This is a genomic window from Micromonospora sp. CNZ299 (assembly GCF_002754415.1).
Genome location: NZ_PEFG01000001.1, coordinates 5,954,467 through 5,970,216, shown reverse-complemented (window position 1 = coordinate 5,970,216; position 15,750 = coordinate 5,954,467). Strand labels below are relative to the sequence as shown.

At 66.1% G+C, this 15,750-nt stretch carries 7 protein-coding genes; 4 read left to right on the top strand and 3 right to left on the bottom strand.

The annotated features are described in order from the left end of the window. Nucleotides 1-2 precede the first annotated feature (2 nt). Nucleotides 3-491 (bottom strand): hypothetical protein, encoded by a 489-nt coding sequence (locus tag CLT68_RS27255; protein ID WP_099855196.1) that lies wholly within the window; start codon nucleotides 489-491, stop codon nucleotides 3-5. Between the two features lie 142 nt (nucleotides 492-633). On the opposite strand from CLT68_RS27255, the gene CLT68_RS27250 reads away from it, so the two are divergent. Next, complete coding sequence (locus tag CLT68_RS27250; RefSeq protein WP_099855194.1) at nucleotides 634-1,278, top strand: hypothetical protein; 645 nt, start codon at nucleotides 634-636, stop codon at nucleotides 1,276-1,278. Nucleotides 1,279-1,281: 3 nt separating this feature from the next. Here the strand turns inward: CLT68_RS27250 and CLT68_RS27245 are convergent, their stop codons facing one another. Then, nucleotides 1,282-2,520 carry a zf-HC2 domain-containing protein gene (locus CLT68_RS27245; protein ID WP_158240941.1) on the bottom strand — a complete coding sequence of 413 codons (1,239 nt, stop codon included), beginning with the start codon at nucleotides 2,518-2,520 and terminating at the stop codon, nucleotides 1,282-1,284. A 261-nt stretch (nucleotides 2,521-2,781) separates the two neighbouring features. Here CLT68_RS27245 and CLT68_RS32945 point away from each other — a divergent pair, with 261 nt between their 5' ends. Then, nucleotides 2,782-3,417 carry a response regulator transcription factor gene (locus CLT68_RS32945; RefSeq protein WP_158240940.1) on the top strand — a complete coding sequence of 212 codons (636 nt, stop codon included), beginning with the start codon at nucleotides 2,782-2,784 and terminating at the stop codon, nucleotides 3,415-3,417. 169 nt (nucleotides 3,418-3,586) lie between these two features. Here the strand turns inward: CLT68_RS32945 and CLT68_RS27235 are convergent, their stop codons facing one another. Then, a complete protein-coding gene (locus CLT68_RS27235; RefSeq protein WP_486482338.1) occupies nucleotides 3,587-4,153 on the bottom strand; it encodes a sigma-70 family RNA polymerase sigma factor in 567 nt (188 codons plus the stop codon). A 320-nt stretch (nucleotides 4,154-4,473) separates the two neighbouring features. Here CLT68_RS27235 and CLT68_RS27230 point away from each other — a divergent pair, with 320 nt between their 5' ends. Together CLT68_RS27230 and CLT68_RS27225 are read left to right on the top strand one after the other, a co-directional pair. Continuing rightward, nucleotides 4,474-6,741 carry a hypothetical protein gene (locus tag CLT68_RS27230; protein ID WP_099855187.1) on the top strand — a complete coding sequence of 756 codons (2,268 nt, stop codon included), beginning with the start codon at nucleotides 4,474-4,476 and terminating at the stop codon, nucleotides 6,739-6,741. A gap of 116 nt (nucleotides 6,742-6,857) precedes the next feature. Continuing rightward, on the top strand, nucleotides 6,858-15,749 hold the full coding sequence (locus CLT68_RS27225; protein ID WP_143743262.1) for a hypothetical protein: 8,892 nt from the start codon (nucleotides 6,858-6,860) through the stop codon (nucleotides 15,747-15,749). Nucleotide 15,750: the final 1 nt, after the last annotated feature.

The following is a 15,750-nucleotide window of genomic DNA, read 5'->3' as shown; positions in this document are numbered from 1 at the left end:
CGTCAGCCGTCGGTCTTCGGCGTGGGGTACGGGTTGGTGTTGTAGTCCACGGTGATCGGCGGCATCGTGCTGTCCTGCGGTCCCCCCTCGCCCTCGCCCTCGCCGGCGATGGCGTGGACGAAAGCGTCGAACATGTCTGTCACAGCGTGCTCGGCGGCGTTGTAGTTCGCCGCCGCCACCACGGCGCCGTAGCGGACCCGGTCGAGGATGCCCGGGGTCTCCACCTTGGTGGTGTCGGCCGGGTCGGGGGTGCCGAACAGGCGGTTCTGCACGTCCTGGAGGCGCTCGTTGAACGCGTCGGCCGCCTCGGAACTCTCCCCGACCCAACCGATCTTGAGCTGGTCCCAGGTGTTGCCGATTTCCCTCCAGTCGTCCTGCAGGCTGGTGATCAGCGAGGCCAGGTAGACGCTCGCGGACCGGTGCATGTAGTACATATCCACGTTGATCCGCACGGCAGAGGCGTCATAGTTGGTCGCACCGTCACTCACCATGCACGCTCCGTAGGTTGGACTTCACCCTCCCAGCCCGACCGTAGCCATGTGGTAGGGCAGCGCCCCAGACCCCGTTGCGGCGTCGGTGGGTCGTACCAAGAGGGACGTTGTCGCCACCCCCACGCGCGCGCAAGGTTGAGGTATGAGCGATCCCAACACCTCTGTCGTCCCGGCCGATCTGACCCAGCAATGGCCGACCGGCCGCCACGTCAGCGGGAAGAACGAGGACCTCATCGGCTTCGAGGCGCCCACCTCGGACGGCCAGGGAGGCTACACCAACACCGAGCGTAAGCCGGTCGACGAGCACGGCAACCTGCTGCCCGACCCGAACGCGCCCACGGGCGACCCGGCCGAACCGGACCTGCGCACCTACGACGTCAGCCCCGGCCAGATGTACGACGCCGAGACGACGATCCTCCAGGCGACGACGGGCCAGATCGCCGACTTCGAGAGCTTCCGCGACGCCGCGATCGCCAAGTCGAGCTGGATCTTCTGGGCCACAAAGGAGTCGGACACGGTCGCCGTCTACCACGAGGGGGTCCCGCTCAACAACAACGTCAAGTGGATCGGCGCCTACGACGACGGCAGCGGCTGGTACGCCCCGTTCAAGGATCCCCACCCGGACCAGACCGCGGAGATCCAGTACAGCCAGTTCCAACTGCTGCAGGGCTGCGCCGGCGTGCTCGATCTGGTCGGCCAGTTTGTCGGGAGGCTCAACAACGCCGCCCAGATCTACGCCGGTGCGGACATCAACTCCACCGTCCCGGACGGCACCAGCACCGCCTGAGCCTCAGCCGCCGTTGGGGCCGATCTCAGCTTCGGCGTCGTGCGAGAAGTACACGGTCACCACGGTCTTGCGGTCGCTGCGCAGCACCGTCACGTGCGAGATGCCGGCGATCGCGGCGGGCACGGTGCCGGACACCTCCTGCTCCTTGCCCGCCCCGCCGGTCCAGTTCACGACCGCCCACCGGTTGTCGTCCGGGCCGTAGCCGTACAGCCGGTAACCGGCCCCCTTGGTCAGACCGGTCAGCTTCGCGCGCACCTCGGTCGACCCGTCCTTGGCGGTCAGCGCCACCGTCATGCGCACTCCGCTGTCCACGTCGGTCGCCGAGGCCGCCGCGCTCACGGCGGCCCGGGCCGTCGGTGTGCTGGGCTCGCCGTCGTGCTCGCGCAGGAGCATTGTCGCGGTGGTTCCGCCGAGCGTGACGGTCGCGGCCAGTAACCCGATCGAAACGATCAGCGACCGGGTATGCCGGACCGGTCGCGTCTGCCCGGCCGGTTGCGTGGTCAGGGGCATCGGAGCAGGCACGGTCGACGGTGCCGGCCGCTTCACGGGCTTGGTGCGTACGCCCGGCGCGATCGTCGGTAGCACCGGCGTGGCAGCCGGATCGGCGGCGGCAACCACAGGCGCGACGGTCGGCACCACGGGCGCGACTGTCGGCGCCGTGAGCGATACGGCCGGCAGGGTAGGTGCGGCAGCCGGCGCGGCGGGCGCAGCAGCCGGCACAGCACGCCCAGCGGGCGCGGCGGGCTTGGCGGGCGGCGCGGCGGGCGGCAGCGTGGGCCCAGCGGGCGGCACGGCGGGCGCGGCAGTCGGCACGGCGGGCGCGGAGGTTTCCTTGGCCGGCGCGACGGCGGTGCGCGTCGTCGGAGCGGGCGGCGCCGATTCGGGCGCCGGCGCATCAGTCAGGGCTGCGGACTCGGTGGGGCGGCTGCGGCCGGACCGGCGTGATCGAGGCGGCCAGCCGATTCGGGACCGCGGCTCCTCGGGCTCCTCGATCGGGGCGAACCGGGCCGGGAACGCCGGTGGCACCGACGTGCCGAGCGCGCCGTACATGCTGGCCAGCCCTTCTCGGTCGTCGAGGAGCAGGGCCATCGCCGCGAGCGCCTCGCACACCTGCGCCGCCTCGTCGCGGCAGGTTCCGCACGCGTCGAGGTGGGCACGCACCCGCTGGGCCGAGGCCACGTCGAGCTCGTCGAGGTAGTAGAGCCCGAGCAACTCCTCGACGTGCTCGGTGCCGTCCGCCACAGATATCAATCCCCGGTCCGCTTCGCTGGTCCGAGCCCTCGCCGGGCTCCCTGCCCATCCTCGCCGAACGCCGGGGCGCCGCGAGACACCAGGCGAGCATGCTCGATCCGTACGGGAAACGGAAAGTCCCTCATCGGGGGGCATCGCCACTGCAACCGACCGGGACGCTGGCGGATTTCCGCGGTTCGTGAACCGGACGGGGCCGGGATCCGTCTCAGTGGCGCCCGTGGAACACGGGCCCAACAGCTTGGAGGAGCCCCGGTGTTGACAGTGGCCATCGTCTCCGATCAGCCCATCTCCAGGGCTGGCCTGGAAAAGCTGGCATCCGACGACGGCGGTCTGCGCGTCGCGGCCACCGTGGCGAACGTGGACGAACTGCTGGCCGGTGGTCAGACGTTCGACGCGGTGGTGCTGGAGCTGCCGTCCGGCGGGACGGACAACATCGCGAGGGCGGCCACGGTGGGCCGGCCGCTGGTGAGCGCGGCGTGGCACCGGTCACCGAGCCTGCTGGCCGCCGTCCGGGCCGGGGCGCGGGGTTGTTTCAGCAGCCTCAGCGAACAGCGTGACGTGCGGGAGGCGGTGCGGGTGATCATCCGCGGTGGCTTCTACATCTGCCCGCGGCTGGTCGATCAGTTTCAGGGCGAGCTCGCCCGCGGCGGGGGCGAGGAGCAGAACGGCCTGGCGCCGCGGGAGGTCGAGACGCTGCGGCTCATCGCCTCCGGCTTCACGCACGCGCAGATCGCGACCCGCATGGGCCTCTCGCAGGCGACGGTCAACACGTACGCGAAGCGGATCCGCGCGAAACTGAACGTCAGCAACAAGGCGGAGCTGACCCGGATGGCGATCGAACTGGGCCACTTCAACCACCCTCGCCGGCTGAGCCGCACCGCGGCCTGAGCGCGCGCTGGGCGTGGGGTGACCAGACCAACGACGCGGTACGTGCCGCCAGGGATCGGAGCCGCTTCCGGCTTCGTCCGGGCACCCGCCGCCATGATCGTCGTGGCGGCGCGCGATCAGTCATCTGTTCACTCATCTACTCGTTCCGCGGGGGGCAGAGTGTCGTGCCCTACGCGGGGGGCCGCGTTCCGCCGGCGGTTCCCGAACGGGCCAGTGCCTCGCGCAATGCCCGTAGAGCGTAGGAAGTGCGTGATTTCACCGTTCCCGGCGGCACGTCCAGGACCTCGGCGACCTCGGCCACCGACCTTTCCTGGAAGTAGATCTCGACAAGCGTGATCCGCAACCGTTCCGGCAGTGCGGCCAGCGCCGCCCGCACCTCGGCGGCGTCCAGCGCCCGCTCGATGGGACCGCCGCCGATGTGAGCGTGGGCCTCGATGTACTCGTCGGAGGACACCTCGCTCGGGCGGGCCTCGGTCGCCGGGACCTGGTCGATCAGGATCCGCTTCGCGATTGTGAAGATCGACGCCCGACTCCACCGGCCGTCGGCGTTGCGAGCCTCCGGATCACGCCAGGCGCGTTGCAGCGTCTCCTGGACGATGTCCTCGGCCCGGCGTACGTCGCCCCGGGTCAACCGGGTCAGGAAGCTGAGCAGCACCGGACCGTGGACCTGCTGAAGGTGGCGCAGCGCGGCCTCGTCCGCCTCCGAAGCCTGCGCGGTGGGGGCCGCTGCGGGCACGGAGGAAACAGGCTCCGGCGGCCCTGGAGGATCAGTTGAGCCTTCAACCACCCTTTGACTCTTGCACAGGACTTCCGCAACGTCCCCATCGGGGACCGTGCGCGACGGCTGACCGTCCGCCCGCATGCCGCAGCCGTTGGCGGCGCTCTTCGGCGGAGCCCTGTTGTGGGCCGCAGGCGGCGGCGAACGCCCGGCTCCTCGACTACGACGACCCGGAGACCGGGCCGGCCGTGGTGGGTGTCGTGTGAAGAGAGGACTTGCTGGCGTCCCTGTGACAGGACGACCGTCGACCATGACCGGCGGAGTGGAAGAGGTGCGGCGTGGAAGTGCTGGCGGACTGTCCTGAATGGTTCACCCTGGCCGGGCTCGGCGTGTTCGTGTACCAAAATGAGCCGAGACAGTCGCCCTCCAGCACACTCATGGACGGAAATGACTCGGGCCCGAGGGTGATCGACAGTAAGGTGTACGACCTGGCCAGGCAGACCCGGCCCCCAGCTGGGGTCGCGTTGATCATTCCCGACCAACCCTCCGAAAGCCTTCGCGCCTATCTACACGATTTGGTAGCCGCCGATGGCCAGCTGGTGGTGGTCCCGTTCTCGTCCAAGACCTTCGGGCTCCTGGATCTGACCGGCGCCGTCAGGCTGCAGGACCGGTTGGGCATCGTGATGGGCGTGCCGGGAAGTGCCGTCGACGGGGGTGTGCCGACGGTCCTGGAGGCCCGTCTCGTGCCGATCGAATCGACAGAAAAGCTTGGTACGACCGGAAGGTCAGCTACCACCTACCGCCTGCTGCCCGACGCGCTGGTGGCGAACCGCCAAAAGCTTGGCGAGTTGGCCACGGGGACCCAACCACCGTCCGTGGCCAAGCTGGCCAGTTATTCCGCGGTCGGTGGGAGCCCGACAGCCGGCGGCGACGGCTTCGTAGCAGGCGATCTCACGCCGCTGGCCGGCGTGTACTACGCGACCTTCGGCGACCTGCCACAGCTGCCCCTCGCAGAACTGCTCGCCTCCGCGAGCCCGCTGTCTCGAACGGGCCTGAACGCCGCCCTCGACTGGGAGCCGAGGCCCATGCCTCTGGCGAACGTGCTGCGGGAGTTCAAGTCGGGTCGGGCGTCCGCCGCACTGGTTCACGCTTCTTCCGAGAGTCGTACGGCGGGATCGCTCTGGATGGTGATGGACCACGCCGGGAGGCTGGGGTGGGCGAACGGAACGCAGCCGGTCGCTTCGGTGGTCTTGGACGGGGCTGTCGACGAAAGAGCAGCGAGCCTGGAGGACCCGTACAGCGAATTCGTGCTCGTCGGGCCGAAGGGATTGCCGTACGGGCCGGAACTGCCGCCCGAGCCGACGTGGACGCCGCGGCTGTCGGCCAACGCCCGACGAAGGGGCGACACGATTTTGCTCGGCCCGGACGGGCCGTACGCCGCGACCAAGGAGATCATGGCGCAACTCGACAGCCATGACGGCCCGATCGTCCTGGTCAACGTCCGCCGCGGCGCAACGTCGAAGCACGGATCCACCCTGGACGAGCTCACCGCCAACAGCCTGCATCACATCTTGGAGAAGAACCCTGCCATCAGCGTGGTCGTCGCCACGGAGGACAACGACCAACTGAAATCGATCGTTGTCAACCAGCACGGCCGGTCATCGGTGCAACCCACGATGCTTGGCTTCGAGAGGTTCTGGGCTGTGGAGGGGCCCAGGTCGAGCTACCCGGAGCGATACCAGAGCCTCACCGGAGGTGCGTTGGCGCGAGCCGTGGCGCTTGCCGACAAGCCAAAAGCTGGTCCCTCGGAACTGGTGGCAGGTCTGATCAGCCAGCCGACGTGGAAAGGCGTCGAGGCATACCTGGAGCAGCACTCGTCCGAGCTGCTCACGCGGGAGGTCGTGCGGGAGTTGACTCATCTGGGATCAGTGAGCGTGGCCAACGGCGAGCTGCCGTCCCGGTATGGCATCGGGCAGGTCAAAGACCATCCCTTCTACCGGCCGAATCTGACCTTGGAGGCGCACCGGGCCTTGATCGAGCAAGGGATGCGGGCGAAGGAAGACCCGGAACTTGGCGGTAAGCGTCCGTTGGAACCGCAGCACGCCTCGCTCATGGATGCGATTGACCCGCACACCCAGACGGCCGACTCCAGTTTGTTCCTCGGTTATCTCACGTCGCGCCCCCTGGACGCGGCCCGCCTCGGCCAAGCGGTCGGTGATTATGTGACGGGCCTCATGTGGTTGCGAGAATTGCTGCAGGCCGCGAGAAATCCCGAAGTAACGAGGGTTCACCTCGCTGACGTGCTGGCAGTGGTGAGAGCCAAGGGGGAACTGGAGGAGGAGCGGGCGGCCCGTCGCCCGGGCCAGCCCGAGATCTCCCGCGCGCACGCCGCCATGGTGGCGCTGATCGCCGATTTCGAACGTCTCGGGAGGGCTCCAGCCGATTGGCGCGAGCGGCTCAAGGCCCTTGACTGTCTCACCGGCACTGATCGCGTCTTCTGGCATTTCACGATCAGTAATGTCCTTGTGCCGATGTTTCCGAAGGGCAAAGCGGAGCTGATGAGCATAAGGAAATATATGGCCGCATGTCACGATAAGGCTGGTTAATGATGCCCGGCTCCTTCACTCCGCCAATCTGCTTACGCGGTTTCACACCGGTCGCTTCCGGCATCTACCTCAGGCTCGAACGCACCCTCACGGACGTGCCTCCCCACGTTCGAGGTGTGCAGCCAATCGCCGGCTTGGTGCAGGCACACATGCACCAGGACGCACTGGGCGCGCAGAGCGTGCGAGCGGCATTACGGCTCCAGGGGCCGTCGGCTGTCGCTCGCCTATCGGTGAGCCTTCCCCCGGAATTCAGTAAAACCATCAGCCGCGAGGCGGCGTTGTCCGCCGTCGACCATTTCGGCGTGTACCTCGATCTGCCGGAACGGGCCGATCTGGTCGATCCGGCCGACGACCGGTTTCTACCCATCAACACCCAGCGCAGCGTCACCAGTTCGGCTTCCGCGACCGGTGTCCGGCTGATACCTCAGGCGCATCTGCTGGCAGACCTCACCGCAGCTGTGGATAGTCCGGCAGCCGGCGCCTATGAGCCGATGCGCGGTCAATTGCGACTGGCGGCCGACACCGTCGAGATCGGCGCACCGCGTGCGGTGGCCGTCGCGCTGCCGCCATGGGCTGCGGACCCGCCGTCCGCGCTCGGCGCGCCGATGGCCGTCAAAACCTACGCCGAGTTGATGTCGCACCTTGATGGGCTGGCAAAGTGGCAGCAGGCGAAGGTCATCGCCATCGCCTCCGGACGCACACACGAAGTGTCCGTGAGGATGCACCCGTGGGGCTTGGAGGCATCGGCGCCGCTGCCTCGGCGTCCGGACTCCATCTCGGTATCACTTCCGGACCCTGCGCTGTCGGAGCGGGAACTAGCCTGGCTCGACGGCGTGGCCGTGGCCATCAGAGAGAGGCTCGACGGCGCGAACGGGTCGCCTGACGATCAAGGCTACAAGGAGTTGGACAGCTACATCGAAGGCCTACGTGAGGAGTTCGCCGCCGCCCGAACAGCCCGGGAGTTGCCGAACAAACCCGTCGCTGATGTCATCTTCGAGGCGGATCACAGCACGCTGCAGAAGTGGCAGCAAGAAGGTGAAAACGCCGCCCGGTCGTTCGAACAAAAGGCGGACAGAACGGTTGACCCGGAGAGGCGAGCCGCATTCTTGCTCCGAAGCGTTTTGCACCGTGACTTCTGGGTCGAGATGCAGGCGCTGGACGCTGCGAGGGACGGAACAGGCAGTAGCCGATCGAGCGTCGAGCAGGACATTTATCCGGCCGAGGCGGGCCCCGGCGAATCCATACCACTGACCCGGATTTCCTCCACTCCATCGACCGCTGCCGCGCGTCACCAGTTCATCCCGATGGTCCGGACGATTCTCGAGCCATCGGCGGCCCAGGTCACCGAAGAGCATATGGCGACGCTGACGGTGTACGCCAAGGAGGCGTACGCAAATCGCACCGAGGGCGAACCTCTAGGGCTGGACGCACTGCGCCGACGGCACGGCTACGCCACTCTCAAGCAAGACCTCGAAGGGACGCGGAAGCGGACGGGCGTGCGGGGCAGTATCGAGCGTAAGGTAGCGAGATATATCAAGAGTGCAAAACCCGAGGCGACCGATGATCGAAGGCACGAGCTGCTGAGGCTCGCTCTGCACCTGCTCGACAATGTGCCGAACCTGAACCTCACCGGCGCGGAGTACGAAACAGTAATCCGCAATTCGGACGTTCTCCTCGACTGGGCTCAGCCGCGTTACTCTAAGACGCATTTAGACAGTCCTCCGTCCGGCCCCCTGTCGCTGGATGTGTTGGAGAAGTTGATTCGTGGCAAGCTGGGTGGCGAAGCCTCCTTGAACTTGCGGGACGTGGGGCGCATCGCCGAGGAAAGAAATGCCCGGCGGGCCTGGTGGGAAGAAAAACCTCTTTTGCCGAAACGGCTAATCTCTCGGGCCGGAAGTTTGCCGGGAGTGGGCAAGGTAACGCAATCTGTCTCCACCACGCACACCAAACGGATCACGGGAAAGCTGGAAAACGGTGACTCGGAGCAAGACCGCCACCGGGAGGTGAAGGCACTTCGCGACCGGCTGGAGGCGGCGAGCCCGCCGGTGAGCGTCTCTGACGAGGACCTCAATCGACTGGTCGCGACCCGACGCCGGCTCTACACCAAATCGTGGGATCGCCGCTACACCGCCATGGAACTCTTCCACTACCAGCAGATGGCGCGTGAACTGCTGGGCCGTGACGAGGTGACCCCGGACGTGCTGCGGGACCTCGCCGTCCTGACGCGCCCCGAGTCCTCCTTGCGCGTGGGCGGCGTCGACCAACCATTCAATCACCGACAGATCCGGCAGGATCTCACCAACAACGCGCTCAAGAAGTGGCGGCCCGGCACGGAGAAGCCCGGCCCCAGATCGGAGCTGGGGGGCGGCGGTCGGGATTACAGCCGGATGGTGACCGCTTTCCACACTATCGAATTGGGTCCGTTCGTGTCCGAGTTGACCGCTTGGGTCAACCAGTCTGTGCCGTTCAGCGGTAATCAGATCACCGAGGACGTCGTCGCGCGTAAGATCACGTCTCTTTTTGGCCAGACGCTCGATGACGGCACACCGCTGGAGATCACCGTCGATGGCAGGATCTATGATATTCGACTCTGGGCGATTCCGATCCGGGAACCGGAGGTCGAGCCAGAAAGCCTTCCCGGCAAGAGCGGCCTGTTCCAGGGCGCGCTGGAAGGCCGCACCTACGGCTATTCCGAATTGGCAACCTCGGAGATGCAGACGCAGTCGCTCTACTACGACGGCGGTCTAGCCCATCGATACCTGTTGGGCGTACGGTCGGACGCGACGGTGACCTATGGTCAAAGCAACGGTTCGGGAAAGCGGGCTCTCAGCAGCACCACAAAGGCCAGGTACCAGCAAGTCCGAATCAAGGAAAACATGGGCTGGGTGACCCTTGATGTGAACTGGGCACTGCGCGTTCAGGAGCGCAGGACGTACCACCGCAAGCGCGACGCCGTGTCCGAGTTCGGGGGTGTGTCGACCGTGATGAATAAGGTGCGGGAGGGCACCTTCACCAGGGACGAAGAGGGCGGGCGGTGGATCCAGCGCATCTTCACGGACAGCGAGGGGACGCCGGTCACGAATAGGATTCGATACGCGGTGCCGGAGTTCCATCTACCCTACTCGGAGGAGCAGGGTAGAAGCGATGAGCTGAAGGCGAAGACGGACGCCGATTACGGGAAGATAATCCCGATCAGTGATCCAAGTGATTTCGAGGTGTGGAGCATGGATCATGCCGTCACCCGGATCCAACTCGCGGATCAGGTGATCGCCTCCGTCCGGAAAATTCTCACGCCCGCGGATTACGCCTTCTGGAAAACGCACCTTGAGCGATACCTGTCCAACGATGAGCTTGCCCTGAACTTCCAGAATCTCCTGCGCCCCAAGGACGAACGCGGCTACCAGCAGACGTTCCGGGTGCTACTCGAGAGCGACGGTCGTCGCCTCAGCTTGAGCCTCGGTGCCAAGGACAACAAGCCGATCACGAGCCTCACCAAGATCAGTCAGGTGAGCAGAAGCGGGGAAACTCGGATCGACCGGGTGCTGGCCTCCGTGCTCAGGACCCAGGTCACTCTGAACAGCGACTCCACACACCGTGTGACGGCGAACGAGAACGCGCGGCTCTGGAGCTCTCGGGTGGCTCGGCTCGGCGGGCGCATTCAGAAGCCCTTCGGCCATAAAGTCGGCCAGTTCAGCCAGCAGAGACGGACCTTCACCACCCGCGCCGTTCGGATCGTCAACAACCTGCAGGTGGTGTCGATCGACTTCGAGCTGGAGCTGAGGATTCACCACCACCGGGACAAGGACCTGATGGCCGGTCGCCGTGAGGACGTGCCCTACGAGGACCACGAGAATGTGTCGGGCTTCGCGCACGTCCTGGTGCATGAGGACAACCTCAAGAAGGTGAGCACCCCAAGCGCCCCCACGCCTTCATCCAGTAAGCCCAAGCCCGACGAGATCGCTGCTGCCGCGAGTAAGTCGGAGGAGACGACGAACTCCCCTGCTCCCCGCTGGTGGAACCCTGGCGCTGGCTGGGGCCTGACGATGGACGTCGTCGATCGTCTGAAAGGCGTTGAAGGTCTCTATGACGCGATCGTCCCGCGTTTGGTCGAGGGAGGGCACCTCCCCAAGGCGGCGACCACCGCACGTGGCGGAGCCACAGCGCCGTGGGCCATCTTGCAGAAGATGCCGGTAACCGGCGAGCTGGAGAATAATCCCGGCCTGGACTATCGAAACTGGCAGACGCTCATTCGTGAGTTGTCGGAGGATAATCTCTTGTCCAGGGCGGACGATGTATTGGACTCCCAGCTGAACGGCCGCGGGATCGTCTGGATCTTCAGGCATCCCGATTCGCCGATCCGCATGGAAAATGCCCTAACCGTTACCCTGACGGCGGAAATCCTCCGCTCCTCTTACGAGAAGCAGACCGCTTACGAGCTGCAGTACGGTCACATGAATACGGAGACGACGACCATCAAGGACGCCAAGGTCTCGGCCCGGGAAGGTGGACTTATCGCCGGCGCGGGCGGGAGCGCGGGCGGCGCCTCGATGCAGGGCACATTGAATGCCCAGTATGGCTCCAGAGAGTCCGAGAACGTCGGACGGACGCAGTCCAGTTCGGTGCTCTCCGACACCGACGGCCAAAAGATGAAAAGCCGGAGGTTCGAGGCGGAAATCCGGTGGCACTGGACGGTCAAACCCGCAGGTGACGCCGCCAACCGAGCAGTATCCAACACGGTTGCCGGAACTGCCTTCATCCTGCAGCCGGACAAACTCAACGACACCGGAGATACCGCACCCCTGGGCAGGCTCGTCATCGAACCCGCCTCGGGCAACGTTCCACCGAGGACCACCGAGAACCTTTCGGTTGAATTCATGGAGCGTGCCATCAAAGATCCGGATGCGCAGTCTCCGATAACCAGAATGAACGCCACCGCCTACACCGTACTCGGAACCTTTGGTGCGGAGAGGTTGCAGGCCGCAATGGTGGAGGCGATCGCGGACGAGCGCAGTCGCGTATTTTCGGACGGGGTGCGCGGGCGGTTCGCTCGGGCTCAGGAAAAACTGGGGCCAGATCCGGAGGTACGGGCGCAGCAGCTGGAGGCGTTTCTGTCGAATGCGTTGAGCCGGCAGGCCTACAAGGGCTTCTTGCTCAGGGCGTTGACGGGGGCGAGCGTGGCGATACCGGTCGGCGACGAGGCAGCGGGTCTGACCGCCGCACTGGTGGGGACTCCAGAGATCGTGAAAGTGTGGAAGCCCTACTCGCAGCAGGTCACCGAGGCCCAGGCTGGCAAGGAGTCCGGTGCGGATAACCTGTGGCAGGCGGGGGGCGGGGTTGGTGGATTCATCGGCAAGAGCGGCTTGAAACCCGTTATCGAAGACGCCCCGAGGAGCGACGCTGGAAACAGTGAGTTGGTGATCGGGACCGTTGCCGCTGCCCGGGTGAAGGGGAGAGGGAAGGCGGCCGTCAAGTCGAACACGGTGGGAAAGTACTCTGGTCTGTTCCAGGACGCCTCGGCTGTGATCGTCCGTTCGGCGGTAGTCCACCGGATCCAGGTGGGCAAAACTGCAAAATGGGTGGCGGGCGAGGTGCTGTTGAACGTGAAGACGACGGACGTTATCCCGCACGCCCGTCTTTTCAAGAACGCCCACATTATTGCCGAGCAGGTAGCAGAAGCGGAATCGACCGCGCCGCCCACGGCCACCCTGACGAGTGCGGTGAGGTCGTCGAGTGGTCAAAGGCACTCGTCGCACGGGGTGACGGTGTGGCAGATGCTGCTCAGTGGTGGCAACGAGCAGACGGGCGTTGCTCCTCTCGTCAAGGCGTTGGCGAAGGCGGCCGAGCCGTTCAAATCCGCCGGGCTCGCCAACTACGTCACCTCGGTGCCCGCCATCGTGAATCCCTTCATGGGCAAGGCGCTCGACGGTGGCATGACCCAGCCCTACGTCGATGACGATCAACGAACGTTCCAGATAACGTTGAGGGCTGAACAGGTGGGCCAGGCCTCGGGCAGCCATGACAGCGGTAGCGGCACCAAGTCCTACACCCGGGGAAACGACGCACTCAACGAAACCCGCCGCTGGACCAGCGCGAACGCTCTGGTCGGCAGTTCTGGCGGGCTGGGTCAGCCATCTCAGCCCGAAGAGGGCGACGCGGCGTCCGGGTTCGACTTCGGATTCGTGGCGGCTTCCGTACAAGGCGGATTCAGCCGGGGCACCGGCCGCAGTGATACACACGGCTCAAACCTGCTGACGATGGCTGGTGCGCGCGTCAACAACCTGACCGGCTACTCCCAGAACGTGAGGTTTTTTGGCTCGATCAAGGAGACCACACCCAGCACGACGGCAGCACTGAAGAACATTATCGGCGCGGGTCGGAAAGCCCAGCCCTTCGATGTCACCGTCAAGCTCCTCGTCAGCGAACCCACGGGCGGCTCCACCACCCTGGGAGCAGACCGGCCCCGCCCTGATTTCGGTCTAGGCCGGGCACTGCCGGAGACCGCGCAGATCCTCTCCATACGCGGGCTCGATGCGATACACACGGCAATCTCGTCCGCGGGCCTCGGCCGCCGTGGGACGTTGAACGACACCAGTAACCAACTCAACTACGAGACGTTCCCCAAGAATCTGGGGGCGATGCTCAGGGATGAGGGTGCCCGGTTCCGATCGCTGTCGACGGTGGCGGACCTCGATGCTGGACCCAGGGGCTTCATTGTGAAGGCCCGCGCCGCCGCGATTGAAGACCTCTACTGGGTGGCGAAGGCCGAGATCGAGAAGTACGACCACGGCACCGATCTCGTCGGCCACGGCGCCTCCGACAACCTGCGGTCAAATATGGGCGGGGCGCTCACAGTCGCCGCCCCGCCGGATGGCTTCAACTGGGTCGGAGGCACCGGGTCCGTCGGTACGCAGCGAGGTACGACCCGCGGTACCGATCAGACGCGTTGGAACGAGCACCGGGCGTGGCTGCGGACGAGCACGGCCCTGTTCGTCGTGCACGCCCGGTTGCAGTACGAGGTCACGTGGCCGGGGAAGGGCGAGGTGCACAAGATCCAGGCGATCGGGTACACCGACATCGTCGTGTCCAAGGCGGACGCCCGGGCGCTGGGAATTCCGGACGAGGCGCTGGCGGCCGTGGTACCGCCAGAGAGCCGCGCCAAGGAATTTCCCGACTATGCGGCAGGCAGCGCTGCACATCCTGACAAGCCGTCCGCGGTCTCTCTCTCGACCGCCGATCGGTTTCACCGCCTGCTTCGGCAGGCGGACGCGGGCATGCACGCGATCCGCCCTCCTGCCGGCGTGAGCCGGGTGGACATCACCAACATGCCCCTGATGCCGGACGGCGCGCACGCCGACACGAAGGGCAAGAGACCCGCATCTGGTCGCCCCGTCGTCTGGTACGAACTCGTGCGCAGCGACAAGGAGTTGACGTTCGTCCTGCGGGTGCACCTGACCGGAGACCCGAAGGCGGTGTCGAAGGTCAAGGAGTTGACGACCGAGGGTGTGCAGTCCCACCTCAACGATCCGGGACACCAGCTGCCGATGGCCGGCCGTCAACTTCGGGTCGAGGTGCAGTTCGTCGATGCCGGGCAGGCGCACCTGGTAAGGCCGGTGGTTTCACCGACGGCTGAAGTGGACGAGGGCTGGGCATGGGGTCAGTCCCCGGCGTTCTACGCGCACGAGGTGCTGCGTTCCATCGGCGCGGCCGACCATCAACCCCCGAACGGCAAGGAGCCGGCGGGCGCGCAGATGAAGGTCCGTCCTGCGGACCTCCAGCAGATCATGGACGTCCTGGAGCCGATGTGGCCTTGGCGCGATGTTCCCGGGGCCGCACTACACGGTCTCCGTGCGGGCGACGGCGACCTCAGCCCGGCACCGGAGTGGTTGCAAACGTCTCTCGCCCCGATCAAGCGGCCGTACGTGGACATACCGAACCTGCTCAGTGACAGTTCGGCGCCCGGTGCCCGGGCGGTGCCTCCGCCGAAGGCCCTCCGGGCCACCGCGAGCCTGGACTCGAACTCAAACCAGTACTTCGTATGGCTCGGCACGGCGCGTGACGGGTTGGTGGACCGACCCGTGTTCGAGTGGCTGAACGAGCGGTTGGAACAACTCGCCCAAGCCGGCAAGACACCCATCGTGGTGACCAGTGGTGGGGGCGCCACCGCCGATGTGTCCGGCAGCTCGAAGAGTGTCGGGAAGCTCAGCCTGACAAAGCTGCTCAGCACGTACGGCGTCGCTCTCGTGTACCAGGTGCCACAGAGTTCCGGCGGGCTCTCTGGGGCGAGCTTCGACAACAGCTGGAAGGTCCGCGGAGCCAACTCCGCAGCGGTGACCGCCGAGAGGGCGGACACCACCTGGTCAAATATCGATTCGACGTTGGTCGAAGCCGCGCGCGGCCTGACCCAACCGGCCGTCGAGCGCGTACCCGAGGAGTTCGGCGCGCTGGTGTGGGGTGCGCAGGGCGTACGCGAGCGGTTCGACCTGCTGCGGTCGCGCCCGGACCTGGCGAACGCGGCGCACAGAGGACTGGCCGCCGAGATGGCCGAGCGGGTCCCGGCCAGCATGAACGTCGCACTGGTCAAACCCCTGCTGAGCTTCGGCCCGGACGAGGAGGTGGTGGTCCAGTTCACGGAGGCCGCGCCGGAAGTGCGGCCGTATGCGCTGCTGCAGGCGGTCGCTCGACTGGACGAAGCGGGCAAGCTGAAGGGCCCGCAGGGCTCCGCCGGAGCCACCGGCGACTTCGTCGATCTGGTCCAGGCGGTCCGTCTGGGCGCGAATGAGGTGGAGCACAAACAGTTCGACTTCACCGTTTCTCTGCTCAGGACCATCGGCCAGATCAAGGCCGGCAACTTCAACGACGCGACCGATTTCATCACCGCCAACCGCGGACGGCTGGAACCGGGCCAGAAGAACATCTGGGTCGACGCGCTCGCGGAACTCAAGGGCTCTATGGATGATGCGGAAGGCGCCCGCCTCCAGAAGGTGCTTGCGGCGGTCTACGAGTGCTGAG

Excerpts from the sequence above, each read along its gene's own strand:
- CLT68_RS27255 (WP_099855196.1), bottom strand. The coding sequence starts at position 491 with ATGGTGAGTGACGGTGCGACCAACTATGACGCCTCTGCCGTGCGGATC.
- CLT68_RS27250 (WP_099855194.1), top strand. The coding sequence starts at position 634 with ATGAGCGATCCCAACACCTCTGTCGTCCCGGCCGATCTGACCCAGCAA.